Source organism: Lysinibacillus zambalensis (genome assembly GCF_040183165.1).
GTDB lineage: Bacteria > Bacillota > Bacilli > Bacillales_A > Planococcaceae > Lysinibacillus > Lysinibacillus zambalensis.
This window is the reverse complement of sequence record NZ_JBEGDG010000001.1, coordinates 165,644-182,920: the sequence shown is the minus strand read 5'-3', so window position 1 is coordinate 182,920 and position 17,277 is coordinate 165,644. Positions and strand designations below refer to the sequence as shown.

Genomic DNA, 17,277 nt, shown 5'->3' with positions numbered 1-17,277 from the left:
TTTCATTTTGATCCACTGATAGCATTTGAAACCCTCTTAAAAGACACTACGTACTAATCCCCCATCAATTCTCAACGCAGACCCATTAATAGCAGAAGAAAGAGGACTACTTAAAAAGGTAACAAAATTAGCAATTTCCTCAGGGCGAATAAGTCGCTGTATGATAGAAGTAGGACGATTTTCTTTCATGAATCGTACTTCGGCTTCTGCCATTGACAAATTTTCATTAGGATAAAGAGTATTTAGCATCGTTTCTACGCCTTCAGTTAAAGTAGAACCTGGCATAATCGTATTGACAGTAACATTCGTTTCTTTCGTTAGCTCCGCTAAACTACGAGAAAGAGAAAGCTGCATCGTCTTCGTCGCGCTATAATGAGCCATTTCTTGTGACGGCATAATGGCTGCTTCACTCGCAATAAATATAACTCTTCCTTCCTTTTTTTGAATCATTTGTTTGAGGTACCATCGCGTAAGTCGAACTCCACTCATAATGTTGACCTCAAACATCTTCAACCATTCTTCATCAGAGATATTAAAATACTCTCTAGGCTCAAAAATCCCTAGGTTGTTAATTAGAATATCTACTTCTTGGAATTCCTCTATAGCCTTTTGACATCCTTGAGCTGTTCCTAAATCAGATACTAATGATTGAAGGTTGGCTTCGGGATATTGTTCTTGAATTTCTTGCATTGTTTGATGAACTTTTTCTTCATGGCGTCCATTAATAATGACAGTAACACCCTCAGCTACTAATGACTTTGCAATAGCTTTACCAATTCCTGCTGCAGACCCCGTAACTAGTGCCGTTTTCCCTTTCAAATTCAAAAACATAATAAATCCCTCCCAATGTAGTTTTGTAAATAATTAATTGCAATATACGCTTAATAGTATGGGGTTCCCTCATTCATTTAAACAGTTTATGAATAAATAAGGAGTGGATAAGGAAATTTCTCCTAACACTCCACTCCGTTGTTTCATTCTCTACTTGATTGCTGGAAAATGAGGCAATACCTCTTGACCAAGCTCATGAATAACTTCTTCGGCCGGTCGTTTACTGTCAAATAACGCAAAGAACAGATGATTAACACCGATTTCCTTATAAATGTTTAGTAGTTCTATTAACCGATTTCGGCCTACTCGGAAACCCAAACGAATTGGTGTAGGCATTTCATTGGGATCTTCTGACAAATCCAAATGCATAGGCTGAGTAAATGGCTTGAAAACTCCAGGGCAATACTGTTCTACAAGCTCTCTCCATTGTCGAATCGTCTCGGCTTGAAGATAGGGACTTCTAGGATAATACATCCATCCGTCTCCATTTTTCGCGAACCATTCCATTGATTGCTGTGCGTATCCTGTAATCATCGTTGGGATTCGCTTCGTTGGTTTCGGTACTAAATTACTTCCTTGAATATCGCCTAATGATGAACGAATAGAAGGAAACTCTTCATATAGCACTTGATTTAAATACTGAAATGCTTCAATGAATCGCCGACCTCGATCTTCATGTTGAATATTTAATCCATGGAAATCAGCTCTTCGGTCGCCAGATGAAACGCCCATAATTAAGCGTTCTGGGAATAATTGATCAATCGTCGCTATTTCCTTAGCCACTCGTAAAGGATGACGTAAAGAAAGAACAATCGCAGACGTTCCTAAAGCAATTTCTTTTGTTTGGCTTGCTAAATAAGTTAAATAAATAAGCATATCATAAATTTGACCTACTGCTGGGTCACCAAAGGAAGGATCCTCTAATATTACATCACGAAACCATAAACTGGTAAATCCGTAATTCTCGGCTAATTGCGATAATTCTACTTGCTTTTCCATTGTCGGCGTGTCAAATCGATAATTTTCTAATGGAATGTGGAGGCCTAGTGTTAGTTCACCTTCTTTATACATTCGATTATAGCTACGGTAATTAGAAAATTCACTCATAACTATTCTCCTTTCTACTTACTTAAAATTTTCGAATAGATTTTTTTAATATGTTCGACTTTTTGAAAGAAAGTCTTTATCTGCTCCCGTTATCCCGCTTTGTCCCCAGTTACCTGGAATCATTTCACGAATGACGATTAGTACCTTATCCATCGGGGCATGGGTAAATTTAGATGTTATTTGTGTAAGCTGATTAACCCACTTATCCTTTATCACTTGATCAGATGTATCCCATATATCAATCGCGATTATAGCCATTCCATCTACATTACTTTCCTGTGTTTGATAAGACTCTTTAGTTTCCCAATTGACAACTCTACTTTTCTCAGCAAAGTTAGCATCATTTGCTACTGCCCCAGCTTTCCCCCAATTTTCTTTAGCAAGTTCATGTATTACTATTTGAATTTTGTCAGGAACAATCTTTAATAATTTTGTTGTAAGTTCAGTTACGGAAAAAATGTATTCCTTTTTTTCTTCATTTGACATAGTTGGCCAAGTTTTTAGTTCAATTAATGGCATAGTATCCTCCTCTAAAACTATTTATTTAAATAATTTTTAATTGCTTTTATCACCAATTCATGATCTTCTTCAGGTGTTAATCCTGATACCGTTATTACTCCGATGGTCCCTACGTTTTTTATTTTGATGGGAAATGCTCCACCGAATGCAGCGTACTTTGAAGGATCTAAACGGTATTCTACATGATGCGGAATTCCACTTAATTCACTTTGTATCTGCATATAATAGGAGCTATGATTATGCAATGAAACGACCTGTTTTTTGCGCTCAATCCATATAGTATTTTCCTCTGTCATCCCCGACATCTTGAAATGAAACAATTGCACACCATTTTTAGTGATATCAACAGTTATTAATTTGCCATTTTGCTTCGCTGCTTCAACAATTAATAAACCTAATTTAAAGGCATCTTCATTTGTAAATGTAGAAAATTGAAGCGTTTCCTCCTCTATTAAAATTCTTTTTGTTTTGTCTAAACTTAAAATACTCATATCTTTAACCTCCGTACAATCTTCACTATTTTGTACTTTATCCCTAAAGCTATACTTCGACTAATAAGGAAAGTCCTCTGTTTCTTCTAATACATATAAGAAAACTAAGTTTTAAAAGGGAAATAAACCATTATTTATAAATTACTCTTATAGCTAAAGCATAAAGACTATGGATCTTTCACCATTCTTTTGTCTTTTAAAAACACTGTCAGAAGATATCTACAAATGTATTATATGAAGTATACTTTATAAAAGTAAGTACGCACTTTAAAGTTTTATAGGAATAAAAAAGTGATTTAGGCACTTTAAAGTTCCTATCAAAAAACTTATTATTTTAAGGAAAAGAACAAGCCTAATCTTTTTATAAATGCTTATTCTTTTTTGTTTTACTTACTTTTGCAAGCATACAATTACCCTATTTCCCCTATTTTTCTAAAGATTACAAATAGAATGGATTGAACTTTAACACAACAGACCTTGGAAGCGGGGGTAAGAGGTTTAGTTTTATAAACTACTTTATTTTGAATAACTTTTTTATCACTCCACAGCAAAGAAAATAAAAAACCATTTGAACATTTGTTCAAATGGTTTTTTTATTTGTAGATAATGATCGGGCTATTTTGGCATTGTATTAACAATCAATCCGATATGTGTAAAGTAATTCATGGCTCCAAATAGAACAAAGGTAATACCTGCAATTGTCCAAAGGAATTTAATAACTTTAGCAAAATTTGGATTGGCGTTTTTGTTTAAGGCAAAAGGTAATAATACTGCTCCAATCCCTATAATAGCGAATAATGCAGACATAAAAGTTGCTTCCAACATTGGATAATCAGCAAAAGCTCCTGAAATTGGTTCTTCTGGCGGTGCTGCAAATAATTGATATTTAATACCTGCACACGCGATAGAAATAAGTGCTAATCCCATTGCTGCAGCAAAATAAGATAAAGGTTTTATCAAGTATGGCAATTCTTTCTTTAAAGTATTTGAAACTACTTTCGAATCGTCCATATTAATACCTTGTTTTAAATAGAGATTAGATTTTCTCCATAATAAGATAGATACAGCCATAAGCAGAATACCAAATGCGAGTGAAGGCTCGCCAAATATAATATCATCAAATGGGAATCCAATCTTCGACAATGGCCAGGTAAAGCTCATATGAGCTCCTGTTATTGTTAATATAAACCCTGGTATACCAAAGCCTATTGCCCACCCTTCTAATTGTCCAACTTTTTCTTTAGCTATATGGGAAGCAAATTGAAGAATTAATAATAAACCAATGCCGGTTGAAACCGCCATAATGGTGTTATAGACTTCTGTTACTGACCAATCGATAACCATATAAAAAACTCCTTTCGTATATATCTCGAATTTGAGATGTTTTGTTCCGAAACAAATATTATTCCTTTGTCACAAAATTGTCAACCCATTAGTTTTTGTTTTTTTCTTTACCTGAAACCGAAAGAAAATTCAAAAGTTATAAACTTTTTCTCATATAGGGGAAGCCTTATTTAGATACGTTATGGTAAATTTTCATACTGAAAAATCAAGCTTATTAATATTTTAAATTTCCTTAACTGTGTAAAACCAATAGTAAAGTTGACTTCAATACTTCATTCTTTTTACGCAATTCTCCATAGATAACCAAGCAGCCCAGAAAATTTTAACGGACAGTAAAATTTTCTGGGCTTTTTATTTGAACTTATAAATTTTTATAATAGGCGGATTTCTTAGAATAGCAATTTTATTAGTCACTTGATTGAATTAATTGTATCTATGTACAAATAAACTCATAACGACGACATTACTATTTGAATAATAATTCAGACCTAAGTCTGAAGACAGGAAACGAATAAAAGTTGTATTATTTCATTTATACTTTTTAGTTATAAAAGTATTTAGGAGAAATTCTAGACAACCATTACGTAGTTTGAAAATTACTGCTACTAATACATTCAATCATATTAATTTTTAAATACTACGTAATGCGTTTGTTATATGGCACAAATATGCAAGCAGCATCTTGTACATCTTTAGTACAATGGTGTTTTTTGATGTCTTTTTAGCCATGTGCTATATAGTACTTCATCATGCCATTGACTGATTTTTAGCTGAAGAATATTGATATGAATTAATGCATTATATTAATTATACTTTTTAGTTTATATAGATTTTTTAGTAAGAGGAGGAATTGCTTTCTGAATTTATTTCGGCAATTTTACTTACACTTAATCATTATCGAGGCTAAGATTACGATTATCAGTTTTGTTTGTATATTCTTTTTAACATACCACGTTTATTGATGGTATTAGCTATCAGTGTATCCTGAAAATATAAATGATAGGTGGAAAATAAATTGAACTATCGAGTTTTACTGTATTACCATTATGCAAATATTCAATCTCCTGAGGAATTCGCTGAGGAGCATTTGCAAATATGTAAAAAAATGAACTTAAAAGGTCGTATTTTAGTTGCTTCTGAGGGCATCAACGGTACACTTTCTGGATCAATTGAAGAAACAAACGCTTATATAGAAATGATGAAAAATGATCCGTTATTTAAGGGCATTGTGTTTAAAATTGATGAGGCAGACGGTCATGCATTCAAAAAAATGCATGTGCGTCCAAAACCTGAGCTGGTTAATTTAAGCTTAGAGAATGATATTGACCCACTTGAAATGACAGGTCGTTACGTTGCACCTGCTGATTTTTATGAACAAATGCAGCAACAGGACACAATTGTTATTGATGCTCGAAACACTTATGAATTTGATGTAGGTCACTTTGAAGGCGCAATTCGACCAGATATTCAATCGTTTCGTGAATTACCTAAATGGATCGAAGACAATAGTGAATTATTAGAGGGGAAACGTATTTTAACGTACTGTACAGGTGGCGTACGTTGCGAAAAATTTTCTGGTTGGCTTATAAGAGAAGGTTATGAAGATGTTGGTCAATTACACGGTGGAATTGTAACCTATGGTAAAGATCCAATCGCAAAAGGTCAACTTTGGAATGGGCAATGTTATGTATTTGACGAACGCCTTGTTGTTCCAATAAATCAAGTAAACCCAACTATTGTCGGTAAGGATCATTTTGATGGTACTCCGTGTGAACGTTACATTAACTGTGCAAATCCAGAATGTAATAAACAGATATTAAGTTCAGAAGAAAACGAGGCAAAACACTTAGGTGGTTGTACGATTGAATGTACAAAACATATACACAATCGTTATATAAAAATTCATGACATTTCTCACGAAGAGGTTACCAAACGTATTGCTATATTGGAGAAATCATTAAATTTAGCATAAGGGAATAAAACTGAACTATTAAAAGATCTGATAATAATAAGTTACGCATAGCTCTGTCGAAAGAAATTCTTTTGGGTACTGAGTTATGCGTTACTACTTAATTTATTTGAATAGTAAGCCTTACTGACGAAGAAATGATTTACGGCTAACAATTTATCCTGTTCATCTTCAGGAAGTAATTCACCTTCATGATAAATTGCCTCTATTAGACAACTCAAATTCAATACAATTTTGGTGCTACATCTTATGAGAATTCTTTAGTAACTGTACATATGATAAATATAATTAACCTTCATCATTACTTATACAAAAAGAAGCGAATTTGGAAATTCTATCTTCCAAGTTCGCTTTATTCTTAATCACAATACGAATATACTGAACAAGTACTACTCTTTTATAAACAAATATGAATTAACGGATTCGAGCTTTACGGAAACCATCGAATATACTGATTGCCGCAAATAAAACAAAGATGATTATTGCACCGCCAACTATCCATATTTCAAATTGCTTAGTTGTTGTGGTAAGTAATTTACTCATGTACGTTATAAATTCTTGGTTCATTAAATTCGGATTACTTACTATAACAATGAATACAACGTTTGCGAAAAGCTCAACAGTAGTATTAAAGCTTGCTATCTTTTTCGTCCATTGTCCTTTAAGTAATTTGTAGAGAGCTAAACCAATTTCAAGAGCGATGACAACTATAACAATTGGCCAATAACGAAGTAAAACATCCTGATTTAAAGCTGGAATTACAAATTCGAGACCATCATCACCGCCTTCATATATACCTACGATGTAATTTGCATAAAAATAAAGAGTTGCCCAAATTGCCGTTTTCCATCGCTCATCCATACCCATACAGTGTTACGCCAAGCATGATTTTATATTGAAGAGCAAATTCAATGGTGTTCTAACTTCCTATGGCTTGTTATTCTTCATACGGCTAATTGGCATACAGAGTTCTTCGCTAGGTAAAAATTTGTTAAATTCTCACTAAATGAATGATTTCTGAGTATGAGACTAGTCGGATCAATACAAACTGATAATAACAGGTGCTTCATTATAATTAGGAAAGTATGAAGGGAGTATTGATAGATGCCATTTATCACTGTATTTGGAGGACAAACCTTTGAAGTAGAAGAAGGAAAAAAATTAGTATTAGCTCTTGAAGATAATGATATAAATATTTTTCATCAGTGTGGCGGAATAGCAAAATGTACCACTTGTAGAGTGGAGGTACTAGCTGGTGAATATAAGGATATTTCTAAAATTGAAAAAAACGCTTTCGCTACAAAAAATATTGATGAGAATTTATATGATGACTGTTTGCGGCTATCTTGTCAAATTCGTGTAATAGGAGACATTACAGTTCGGCCTATTTTAACCTTGGAAAATACACAGGGCGATAGAGGTCCAAGACCAGCAGATTAACCTAGAATCGATTAATTCAAACTTAAAAAGATGAATTATTCTATATCACAAATTTAGAGAAAAGTTAAAAACGCGGGCTTTAAGATATCCGCGTTTTTAAGCTAAATTATTTAAATTTGCTTAAGTAACATAACATCAAGTGTTCAAAATTTTTTACAGACGTCTGGTCGAGGTTGAAAACATCAACTATGACATCACCCTTTACAGCTTTCACTTCCCAGCCGGTTTTAGAAAACTTTATAAACTACTGACTTTCTATAGTGTTAATAACTGCGAAATGTCCGCGCTATCCCATTACGGATTTCTTCGAATGATATTATCTGCCATTCGTATCGCAAGTGCAACCGTTGAGTTTGTCGGATTTGCCGCAGCAAGAAAAGGTATTACACTGTTGTCTGCTATATACAGACCTGAAACACCATGAATTTCTCCATACGGATTTGTTGCCGAAATAGATGGATCGGTACCCATACGACATGTACAGGATTCATGCACGTCACTTCCCGGTGGCATTAAGGTAGGCTCACCATCCAATGTAACTCCCATCGCCTCAGCAGATCGAATGATTCCCTCGCGCATTTGATTAATAACAGCCCTATCCCTTTCACTATAAGAAAAATCTACTTGCCTCAGAGGAACACCATATTCATCCCGTTGGTTAGGATCTAAGAAAACCCTGTTCTCTCTCCGAGGCTCTACCAAACCGAAAGTTGCATAGACAACACTTACTTGGTCTGGAAGTACTTTATCTTCAAACTGTTGGTAAGAAAAATATTGATTGGGACCTAATATTTGTATTTGATAAGGGAATTGACTTGTTTCACGTTTCAAAATGGCTAAATTACCGATATTATCTGAGAACTGCCTCCGACTTATTTTTCCCGTACCTAATACAAATGAATGATTAGTTAAATAGCGTCCTATAGCTGGACCACTAATCCCGGAATTTAGCAAAATTCGAGGTGTCTCTAATGTACTTGCAGAAACAACTACATTTTTTGCACGAATAGTGTAAGTTTTTTTGTCTTGTGTTGATACAACACTTACTCCAACAGTTCTTCCGTTTTGAACCAACACTCGCGTCGTATAAGCATTTAACGCAAGATCAAATGGTTTATCATTTAAGGCATAAGCAAGAAATTTGATTGAACTAAACCATGCGTTAGAGTGAATTTCCCCCATGCGTGGTCCTCTCATATCGATGGCAAGAGGCATATTCGTTGCTTCTAAAATACCACCAGCGTGAAGCCGATTCATAAGAATCCGTTGCATTGAAGAACCATCTGCATAGGTTGTTGTACAATTCAAGACACGTTCTGCCATTCTGAAATATACATCTAATTCATCTGGATGAACAGGCCAATTCTGAAGTTGAAACTGAGCAGGTCTCGGACAGGCAGCATTCCAAAATAATGTCCTGCCACCAAGTGCGAATGTTAATCTTGCGCCTGAGAATTCTGGTAAGTTTTCTCCTACAGGAGTAGAATTGTCAGGCCATAGCTGGTCGCGCATTCGATCTACATTCATAGTGGGGATATTCAGCGCATGTGAATGAAATAGCTTCTCCCCTTTCTCTAAAATACCGATTCGCTTAGCCCCTTGATTCTTCCACATTTCGCATAAACGGTAAAGCGTTGCCCCTCCACCTGCACCACTTCCGACGATTAGAACATCATAGTTCGTATTGGCCATTTGCTCCAGTGATTTAGTTGGGATCCAATTATTTGGATAAACCCACATAATAGCCACGCCCTTTCGCGTTAGTCTTTGACATTTAAGGTTATGACCTTTGGTATTTTGATATCACCTTTTTGGAGCTTTGAAATAAAGTTTGACTAAAAATTTCATCCAAACCAGATTTTTGGCATATAAATACGCAGATAGATAATTAATTAAGAAAAATAAATAAGACATTGGAAAAGGTTTATATGCTCGTTTGGTCCCAATGTCTGTTTTTATTTATGCTACTGTTTCTACAAAATTTTCTCCATGAAAAAACCAGTTCCATGAAGGTACTGGTTTGGTATAGTATACATAAATTATTTGTAAAATTTCATTCTCTCTTCAAGTGGTTGGAATTCTTTTTCACCTGGTGATACCGTTGGATTGCCAAAAGGCATTTGTGCAATGAACTTCCAATTATTAGGGATATTCCATTCTTTTTTCACTTCATCATCAATTAATGGATTATAATGTTGTAAAGAAGCTCCTAATCCTTCTGCTTCCAATCCTGCCCATACAACTAATTGGTGCATACCTGATGCTTGATTTGACCAAATTGGAAAGTTCTCAGCATATGCAGCAAATTGCTCTTGAAGCGATTTAACAATTGTTTCATCTTCTAAGAATAAAACTGTACCATAACCTGCTTTAAAGGAATCCATTTTTTGTTGAGTTCCAGAAAAATCATTATCTCCAACTACTTTTCTTAACGTTTCAGTTGTGATGTCCCATAACTTATTATGTGCCTCACCTGATAATACAACAATACGTGCAGTTTGAGAGTTGAATGCTGATGGGGTATATTTCACAGCAAATTCTACAATTTCTTTAATTCTTTCATCTGATATGTTTACCTCTTTATTAATTCCGTAGTAAGTACGTCTTTCTTTAAGTGTAGTGTAGAAATCTTTTGTCATAATTTTCTTCCTCCAAATTTACTGTAATTTTTGTTTGCACACATTGCACCAGTCGAGTAGAGATTTTTACTTACAAAAATTTTAAAAAATCTTCAAATGGCAGTTAAATTTCCTAAGACCTCATCGGACTTCAACTGGAACACCTGTATGTTAAATCCATAATGAGCTCCGCCATTCGTAGTTTCTTTAATCCTTTCGACTTTGATTATTCACCAGTACATATTTAGTGTTCTTAAAATATGTTTTCCAAACAAACGATAGTGTATTCAAATATCTGTGAATTAAAAATAATATTCAATAATTTTTAGTAAAGATTGATAAAAAGATCAATGTTATAGATTATGTTCGATAACTAAACCAGAAAGAGCGACAGTAAAGCTAGACCGATCAATTTGAATTGCTAAATGGAATGTCCAGTAAGCAGACGTATATGTAACCTAAATTTGCACACATTAATATTGAGTGTATCGCACGCACTTATTTTAGGTTGTGGCGTTGGTTGACCGTCACATCCTCCCTCGATTGTTTAGTAGGGTCACTTTCAACAGTGACCCTTTTTTGCATCAATCATGATGAACTTAAAGGAGATAGAAAATGCAGATGATTGGTGATTATCCCTATTTTCTTTTGGCATATTGATGAAACGATTTATCTCAAAACAAGCGATGTAGCTTGTAAAGTTAAGTTTAAAGCCTCAAACAAACATAACCCCGTTCTAAATTTAGGACGAGGTTAAAAAACTTGAATGTAAGATACTTCACTATACTAAACCTTTATGTTCGGATGTTTAGATATTGCCTAGATAGCTTCGCGTTATGTTTGAGAGAACAATTTTTCCATCCTTACTGTATTTTTCGAATAACTCTGACAGGAGAAAAACAAAACGTTTATATTCTTCGTCCTTTTCTTTCGGAGCATAGGACGCTGACAAGTTCCTCCCCAAAAAACCTTCATAATCAAAAATCAAATCATTTTGATACTTTTTAAACTCATACTTTCCATCCTTAAAAAAGCTGTTAAATAATTCTGGAGTTTCCTCTATTCCACCGCTAAATCCTTTGAAATTTGAACAGGTCTTTTGGCAAATTTCTGCATTTGCTTTAATAATCGGACTAGTTAAATCTCTGCTATTCCAAACAAGAGCAACATTTGCCTTTTGTTTTAAAATCCGTTGACATTCGATTTTGAATGCTTTTTTATCAAACCAATGAAATGCCTGGGCAACAGTTACTAAATCCACACTATTCCCATTTAAAGAGGTGTTTTCAGCAGTTGCTTTAATTGATTTAAAACGAGAATATAGTGTTAACGATTGCTCAGCCATCTTCCTCATGTCATCATTTGGCTCAACGCCAATAACATTTATACCTCTTTCAAGTAGCTGGCGGCTAAATATCCCCGTACCTGAACCAATATCGGCCACAATCTGATCCCCTTTTAGTTGGTTAGCTGAAAACAAATAATCGATATATTCATTAGGATAACTAGGGCGATATTTCGCATATATATCTGCCTTGTCGGTAAAATTTTCTGTTGTTTTCACAATACTACCTTCTTTCTGGTTTTTCAAAGTAAGTAAAATAATTAGCAATGTTTACGCGTCCTAAAGAGTCGCAATCACTTATACGCACAATCATATCGTGTTTATACATAAGTGAATAGATATGGATTACCACACTACTCAAACGAGCAGCTTCAATACCTGAAAATAGTATTTCAATAATATTAAATATAGCTAAAGTACTGACCACAGCTCCAGTTATACATGTTGAATATCCACTTATAGGTTCACATTAGGTATTAGAAAATTCCTAACACTACAACGTTCCTTTTTAAAAGGCATAAGCACCAAATCTATTCTGAATGCAATTATGTGAGCGAATAATTGATCATTGTTTTGTTTTTGCCTTCCTTTGTATGTTAATGCTCAAACGAACAACCTTTATAAGAAGAGTTTAAACCGATTCTGAGCTGTAGCGTGTGACAACGCCGCGGCTTTTATGTATAAAAAACTTAAATTTGCACAAATTATTATTAAGTGTATCGCACGCACTTAGGTTGTGGCGCTAGTTGACCGCCGCGACCTCCCCAATTTGTGGGTCATTCCATTCAATGACCCTTTATACGTAAAAATTCACTTATATTACATATCGAGGTGCTTTAAATGACTACATTCGGAAAATGTTTATACATCACTTTTTTTGTAACATTGTTTTTACTAACAACGGTTTGGGATTATTTCGAAAATAATAATTTGTCTTTGCTTGAAAATTTTTTCTTTTCCTTTTGGGTAGCAAGTTTTTTATTCATTGCCTTACTACTTAGAAGTAAAAAAGAGGAAATGGAAAAAAGCGAAAAACCGGAGGCAGAATAGATTATTCTATGCTGCTTTTTTCTTTGCTTTCATAACTGGGATAAGGAGCTATAGAACAGTCGCTTTTTTCATTTCTTAAGGCCATGAACTAACCAACCTTAGTTATTAAATCATATAAATAGTAGTGTTAAGATTAAGCAGTTTGCTTTTCCTTCTTCAATTCACTTAACAAAAGGAGGAATCCACAGTTATACATCTAAATTTATTGTCATTCCTACTGTCATTATGCTGGCTAATAGTTTTCTTTATCACAATTAACTCTACTCAATTCACACTATTTTTTGTATCTTACTTTCACTTTGATCCCTTGATTTTTTTATTAGTAGCAACAATAATAACTTTTTTTCTTGCCAACTATGGATTGAAGAATGTAAAAAATTTAACTACTATTGTTAGAGGGCTGCTTACAATAATTATTACTTTAATTCTGTTGGTTATAATTTGTATAACATTGTTCATAAGGATTTTTTTAAATTGAAAAACTAGATGGCGAGTGTTTAATTAGATTGGTCACTTTCTTTTTAGAAAGTGGCTCTTTTTAAGTAAAAGCTCGAATTTTTTTTCTTATATTTTCATGGTTGTAATGTTTTTAAAAACAAGTGCATACACTTGTCTTGGGATAGCAATCTGTTGCATGCATCGCCCCAAGTTGTTAATGCACTTTACTATCCCGCAATCCTTCATACCTAATAAAATAAACTAAAATCCATACAAAATAATATATATCGTAATACGAGCAATACCTAAAGCTATAACGACCGTGTTATAGCTTTAGTGTGATTTACTGCTTTTCTTTATTTTCATTTTGTTCTTGCTTTTTTTCTTTCTCTTCAGGTACTTCTAATTCTTCTGGACTAAACTCCATGGCGAATTCTTCTTGCTCTATTTCTTTCTTTTGCTTTTCTTTTGCCAATGTACTCACCTCCAATAAGTATTAAATTGTCCGTTTTACGGTAATTTATACTTTTTATCGTAGGCTTAATTTCAAAATGGTGTAACTCCCTAAATTTGATAAATAATTGTTAACTAATGAGATGATTTTACTTCGAGTTTCTATTTCTCTTAAAGATCCTTTATTAATTGATCACTTTCTGAACCTTTTTAATTTCTTAAAAACGAATTTAATTTCTTTTTTCACCCATACTATACTTGTTTGAAAATATTCAAATAAGAAAGGAAGTGCGAGTATGGGAATACTTAGTGGAAATCCTAAAGACGAGCCATTACACTACGGAGAAGTATTTAGTATTTGGACACATCTCACTGTAAATTATGGCTTCATAGCAGGTTATCAAACGTTTTACAATCATACAGGCGATGAAGATCTAAGAAAAATAATTGAAGATATCATCGATGTTTTAAGAGAAGAAGGAAAACAGTTAGAAAAAGTATTAAAAACTAACGGTATTGCTCTACCGCCTGCACCCCCAGAAAGACCAGTTGCAAGAATTGAGAATATCCCTCCTGGTGCGAAATTTAATGATCCAGAAATTAGTGCTGCTCTAGCCGGTGACCTTTCTGCTGGGTTGGTTACATGTAGTCAAGTTATAGGTATGTCCATTAGAGAAGATATTGGATTAATGTATGGTCAATTCCATACAGCGAAAGCTCAACTTGGAGTAAAACTTTTACGTCTTAATAAAACTAAAGGTTGGTTAGTTCCACCGCCATTACATGTGGATTATCCAGAAAAGTAAAATAATCTCACTTGCAAAACAAACCGTTCTCCCCAGTTTTAAACTGGGGTTTTTTGTTTCCTTTTATTGGACCTAAACTCTCTCTGTATCCTTTAATCTAGGCAGGTGGTGATCTGGACGGCTTATCACTCGGCTGTCTGATAAATTTAACACAAAAAGAACAGGTACTCACTTTTAGGAGCGCCTGATCTTATCCTGCTATCCTGCTGAATGTATATGCGATTGTGTTTAAATCTTTTGTTAATGAATGGCTCCACCATTCCCTTCTCTCTTTCTATCTTCTATCTTATTTTCAATTGATGTTTCTAATTAGAATTTTTAATTGTCGGATAAAAAAGGTGTTTTTTTACAATGTGAAGAAGTACTTAAATGGGGATATTTTAATTCAACAATTATGGCGAAGAAATAGTTTATAAGAGGTGAAGATAAGGTGAAAATAAAAACAATATTGTTTTTGATTATTTGTTCTATGTGGTTAGTGGCTTGTAACAGTAATGAAGAAACAACAAAAACGATAGAAATTCAAGAATTAATTAATTTCGAAGAAGAAAAATCCGACACATTACAGTTAATATCCGATGCAAAGGATATTAAAATTATAGAGAAAACGTTTAAAAAAGCTAGAGAATTTGGTGAAGTAGATAACAAAGTAGTTCCGCAATATAAGATCAAACTAAACGATGATGAATACTATTTATGGATAGACAATACATATACAGGGACAATAGCAAACGTAAATAGTAGAAATATGTTTTATAATATCTACACTACCGAAGAATTTAAAAAGGCCATTAATTATCAAGAACAACAAAAATAAATTACTTCTAAAAAACTTGATCAAGGCTATTTGGATATCTAGAAATTATCTTATTTCTAATATAGCAACAATCCATAAGAAATAGCATTTCTCAAAGATTGTTGCTATTTTTGCAGTTCCTTTTCGAATCATTTTAACGATAGATATCCGTTTTCAAAGAGAGCGCATAAATATGATTTAACTGTTACGACCTTTTATGGTTCGCACTGTATGAAAGCAACTTTTCAGTAAGGCTACTGAATGTTTCTTACTTACTGAAACATTACAATAACTTCATTGCTTAATTTTATGTGATGTTGAAATAAACTAGTATTATCCATTTAGAAAGTCCTCCAATTTTATTGGTAAACTATTGGTTTTAGTAGTTTACTTATGTGTAGTTACACATTTTGAACAGTTACTTTCCTTGTAAATGCGCTAACAATTACACTTACTAATATATTAACACTGAGTGCAAGGAAACCAATGTTGATATCTTGTATATAGGATGGCAAACTTGGGAATAGCTTACTTAGATGAGCACCTGTAGCTGCTTGCCAACCTACAATCGTGACACCTACGATTACCCCTGCAAAGACACCTTGTAAAGTTAATGGATTTTTCTTCAAAAGGCTACATACAACCCCTGGTACAAATTGAGTAACTAGTCCATACCCCATTAAGAATAATAAAGTAATTGCTCCGCCACCACTAAAAGTGAAATACAGTGCAACAAGTGCAATTACTGGAACGGAATAGCGAGCAATGATACCAATTTGTTGATCGGTAGTTTGAGGTCGAATAGGTTTTACGACATTTTTCGCAAGCAATGTAGCTGCAGACATCAAAATCAATGAACCCGGTACAATTGCAGTTAATAACCCTGCTGCTCCAATAAAGCCAACGATAACGGGATTAAATGTTTGCGTGGAAATTTTAAATAAAGCTAAATCCACAGCGCCCCCTTCTAACCCTGGTACTTGTAAAATTGCTGCTGCTCCAACAAATAAGATAAATAATAAAAATAATGCATAGATAGGAAGCATAATCGCATTATTTCTTAAGGCATTTCCACTTTTCGCTGAAAAAGTAGCAACAAATGTATGCGGCCACATATAAAACCCTAACGATGTTAACATCATCGTTGAAATATACCATGAGGCGCTAAAACCTGAGTCTGGCAGTGTTAAAAACCCTGGTTTAACAGCTTCGATTGCTTCCCACATTGGTTGAATCCCACCATAATAATGTATAGGTAAGTAGATACCTAGGAATATCACGACGCCAAGAATAAGAAAATCTTTTATTACAGCTGTCCAAGCCGATCCATGAATTCCTGAAACCATTACATATGCAATCATTGCAATTGTGCCAATCCAAATTGTTATTTTCGGATCAATCGCTCCATAGGAAGCTTCGGAAACGATAATGCCAAGGCCCTTTAATTGAATGATTAAATAAGGAATTAGCGCTACTAACCCTACAATGGCTACGAGCGTGCCGAGAATTTTACTATTATATGCCTTTTCAAAAAAGTCGGATTGAGATAATAAATTATGGTTCTTCCCATAAGCCCATATTTTAGGTGTTAACCAGTAAGCGATTACATAGTTCAGCATCGCGATATTGTAAAATGCTACGCCACCTTTTCCATACATCCAACCACTTACCCCTAAAAATGCATTCGTTGTATAAATTTCACCAGCCATTAATAAGAAAATGAAGATAGATCCAAATCCACGGCCTCCAACACTCCATTGTTCAAGGCTCATATCTTTACCCCTACTTGCCGCAATACCTAAAAATAAAGCAATCACTAAGAAGATTGCAATGATTCCAACTGAAATGATCATATTATTCCACCTCCTCTTTTGCATCAGGATTTATACGGTGAACTAGAATCATTAAACCAGTTCCTAAAAAGATCCATAAAACCATCCAAAATAATAAAAATGGGAGACCTAAAATATATGGTTCGGTACTTTTAATAAAGGGAATTCCTATAGGCATCCCAAAATATGCAATGAACGTGAGCAAATAACAGATCTTTTTTCGTGTCATTATTCCTAT

The 17,277-nt window shown here is 34.1% G+C and carries 16 protein-coding genes and 1 pseudogene; 5 read left to right on the top strand and 12 right to left on the bottom strand.

Annotation, left to right across the window (positions count from 1 at the left end):
- Positions 1–36 precede the first annotated feature (36 nt).
- The 5 genes from ABNX05_RS00885 to ABNX05_RS00865 all read right to left on the bottom strand — a co-directional run bounded on the left by ABNX05_RS00885 (position 37) and on the right by ABNX05_RS00865 (position 4,292).
- Complete coding sequence (locus ABNX05_RS00885) at positions 37–831, bottom strand: SDR family NAD(P)-dependent oxidoreductase (RefSeq protein WP_349657953.1); 795 nt, start codon at positions 829–831, stop codon at positions 37–39.
- Positions 832–981: 150 nt separating this feature from the next.
- The gene (locus ABNX05_RS00880; RefSeq protein ID WP_349657952.1) at positions 982–1,938 is read right to left on the bottom strand and encodes an LLM class oxidoreductase; all 957 of its coding nucleotides are present in this window, start codon (positions 1,936–1,938) and stop codon (positions 982–984) included.
- Positions 1,939–1,983: 45 nt separating this feature from the next.
- On the bottom strand, positions 1,984–2,457 hold the full coding sequence (locus tag ABNX05_RS00875; protein WP_349657951.1) for a tautomerase family protein: 474 nt from the start codon (positions 2,455–2,457) through the stop codon (positions 1,984–1,986).
- Positions 2,458–2,474: 17 nt separating this feature from the next.
- A complete protein-coding gene (locus tag ABNX05_RS00870; RefSeq protein WP_349657950.1) occupies positions 2,475–2,948 on the bottom strand; it encodes a heme-degrading domain-containing protein in 474 nt (157 codons plus the stop codon).
- Between the two features lie 615 nt (positions 2,949–3,563).
- Positions 3,564–4,292 carry a DUF981 family protein gene (locus ABNX05_RS00865; RefSeq protein WP_349657949.1) on the bottom strand — a complete coding sequence of 243 codons (729 nt, stop codon included), beginning with the start codon at positions 4,290–4,292 and terminating at the stop codon, positions 3,564–3,566.
- Positions 4,293–5,307: 1,015 nt separating this feature from the next.
- Here ABNX05_RS00865 and trhO point away from each other — a divergent pair.
- Complete coding sequence (gene trhO, locus ABNX05_RS00860) at positions 5,308–6,264, top strand: oxygen-dependent tRNA uridine(34) hydroxylase TrhO (RefSeq protein WP_349657948.1); 957 nt, start codon at positions 5,308–5,310, stop codon at positions 6,262–6,264.
- Between the two features lie 411 nt (positions 6,265–6,675).
- Here trhO and ABNX05_RS00855 read toward each other — a convergent pair.
- Positions 6,676–7,104, bottom strand: a pseudogene (locus ABNX05_RS00855) (hypothetical protein); the annotation flags it as partial.
- A 261-nt stretch (positions 7,105–7,365) separates the two neighbouring features.
- Here ABNX05_RS00855 and ABNX05_RS00850 point away from each other — a divergent pair.
- On the top strand, positions 7,366–7,701 hold the full coding sequence (locus tag ABNX05_RS00850) for a 2Fe-2S iron-sulfur cluster-binding protein (RefSeq protein WP_349657947.1): 336 nt from the start codon (positions 7,366–7,368) through the stop codon (positions 7,699–7,701).
- Positions 7,702–7,995: 294 nt separating this feature from the next.
- Here the strand turns inward: ABNX05_RS00850 and ABNX05_RS00845 are convergent, their stop codons facing one another.
- The 3 genes from ABNX05_RS00845 to ABNX05_RS00835 form a co-directional block, all read right to left on the bottom strand.
- Positions 7,996–9,441, bottom strand: coding sequence for a GMC oxidoreductase (locus ABNX05_RS00845; RefSeq protein ID WP_349658297.1), 1,446 nt, complete (start codon positions 9,439–9,441; stop codon positions 7,996–7,998).
- 299 nt (positions 9,442–9,740) lie between these two features.
- A complete protein-coding gene (locus tag ABNX05_RS00840; protein WP_349657946.1) occupies positions 9,741–10,340 on the bottom strand; it encodes a nitroreductase family protein in 600 nt (199 codons plus the stop codon).
- 787 nt (positions 10,341–11,127) lie between these two features.
- Positions 11,128–11,883: a class I SAM-dependent methyltransferase gene (locus ABNX05_RS00835; RefSeq protein WP_349657945.1), complete on the bottom strand. Its 756-nt coding sequence runs from the start codon at positions 11,881–11,883 to the stop codon at positions 11,128–11,130.
- Positions 11,884–12,504: 621 nt separating this feature from the next.
- On the opposite strand from ABNX05_RS00835, the gene ABNX05_RS00830 reads away from it, so the two are divergent.
- Complete coding sequence (locus tag ABNX05_RS00830; RefSeq protein WP_349657944.1) at positions 12,505–12,714, top strand: RNA polymerase subunit sigma; 210 nt, start codon at positions 12,505–12,507, stop codon at positions 12,712–12,714.
- A gap of 781 nt (positions 12,715–13,495) precedes the next feature.
- On the opposite strand, the gene ABNX05_RS00825 is transcribed toward ABNX05_RS00830, so the two are convergent.
- Positions 13,496–13,627 (bottom strand): hypothetical protein, encoded by a 132-nt coding sequence (locus tag ABNX05_RS00825; RefSeq protein ID WP_349657943.1) that lies wholly within the window; start codon positions 13,625–13,627, stop codon positions 13,496–13,498.
- Positions 13,628–13,901: 274 nt separating this feature from the next.
- Here ABNX05_RS00825 and ABNX05_RS00820 point away from each other — a divergent pair, with 274 nt between their 5' ends.
- Together ABNX05_RS00820 and ABNX05_RS00815 are read left to right on the top strand one after the other, a co-directional pair.
- Entirely contained in the window at positions 13,902–14,411 is a 510-nt protein-coding gene (locus ABNX05_RS00820) for a DUF3231 family protein (protein WP_349657942.1), read from the top strand.
- A 430-nt stretch (positions 14,412–14,841) separates the two neighbouring features.
- On the top strand, positions 14,842–15,228 hold the full coding sequence (locus tag ABNX05_RS00815; protein ID WP_349657941.1) for a hypothetical protein: 387 nt from the start codon (positions 14,842–14,844) through the stop codon (positions 15,226–15,228).
- 380 nt (positions 15,229–15,608) lie between these two features.
- On the opposite strand, the gene ABNX05_RS00810 is transcribed toward ABNX05_RS00815, so the two are convergent.
- The gene (locus ABNX05_RS00810) at positions 15,609–17,060 is read right to left on the bottom strand and encodes a sodium:solute symporter family protein (protein ID WP_349657940.1); all 1,452 of its coding nucleotides are present in this window, start codon (positions 17,058–17,060) and stop codon (positions 15,609–15,611) included.
- A gap of 1 nt (position 17,061) precedes the next feature.
- On the bottom strand, positions 17,062–17,268 hold the full coding sequence (locus ABNX05_RS00805; protein ID WP_349657939.1) for a DUF3311 domain-containing protein: 207 nt from the start codon (positions 17,266–17,268) through the stop codon (positions 17,062–17,064).
- Positions 17,269–17,277: the final 9 nt, after the last annotated feature.

What these genes read in the sequence shown, in the direction of transcription:
- ABNX05_RS00885 (WP_349657953.1), bottom strand. Translation starts at nt 831, where the DNA reads ATGTTTTTGAATTTGAAAGGGAAAACGGCACTAGTTACGGGGTCTGCA.
- ABNX05_RS00880 (WP_349657952.1), bottom strand. Translation starts at nt 1,938, where the DNA reads ATGAGTGAATTTTCTAATTACCGTAGCTATAATCGAATGTATAAAGAA.
- ABNX05_RS00875 (WP_349657951.1), bottom strand. Translation starts at nt 2,457, where the DNA reads ATGCCATTAATTGAACTAAAAACTTGGCCAACTATGTCAAATGAAGAA.
- ABNX05_RS00870 (WP_349657950.1), bottom strand. Translation starts at nt 2,948, where the DNA reads ATGAGTATTTTAAGTTTAGACAAAACAAAAAGAATTTTAATAGAGGAG.
- ABNX05_RS00865 (WP_349657949.1), bottom strand. Translation starts at nt 4,292, where the DNA reads ATGGTTATCGATTGGTCAGTAACAGAAGTCTATAACACCATTATGGCG.
- ABNX05_RS00850 (WP_349657947.1), top strand. Translation starts at nt 7,366, where the DNA reads ATGCCATTTATCACTGTATTTGGAGGACAAACCTTTGAAGTAGAAGAA.
- ABNX05_RS00845 (WP_349658297.1), bottom strand. Translation starts at nt 9,441, where the DNA reads ATGTGGGTTTATCCAAATAATTGGATCCCAACTAAATCACTGGAGCAA.
- ABNX05_RS00840 (WP_349657946.1), bottom strand. Translation starts at nt 10,340, where the DNA reads ATGACAAAAGATTTCTACACTACACTTAAAGAAAGACGTACTTACTAC.
- ABNX05_RS00830 (WP_349657944.1), top strand. Translation starts at nt 12,505, where the DNA reads ATGACTACATTCGGAAAATGTTTATACATCACTTTTTTTGTAACATTG.
- ABNX05_RS00820 (WP_349657942.1), top strand. Translation starts at nt 13,902, where the DNA reads ATGGGAATACTTAGTGGAAATCCTAAAGACGAGCCATTACACTACGGA.
- ABNX05_RS00810 (WP_349657940.1), bottom strand. Translation starts at nt 17,060, where the DNA reads ATGATCATTTCAGTTGGAATCATTGCAATCTTCTTAGTGATTGCTTTA.
- ABNX05_RS00805 (WP_349657939.1), bottom strand. Translation starts at nt 17,268, where the DNA reads ATGACACGAAAAAAGATCTGTTATTTGCTCACGTTCATTGCATATTTT.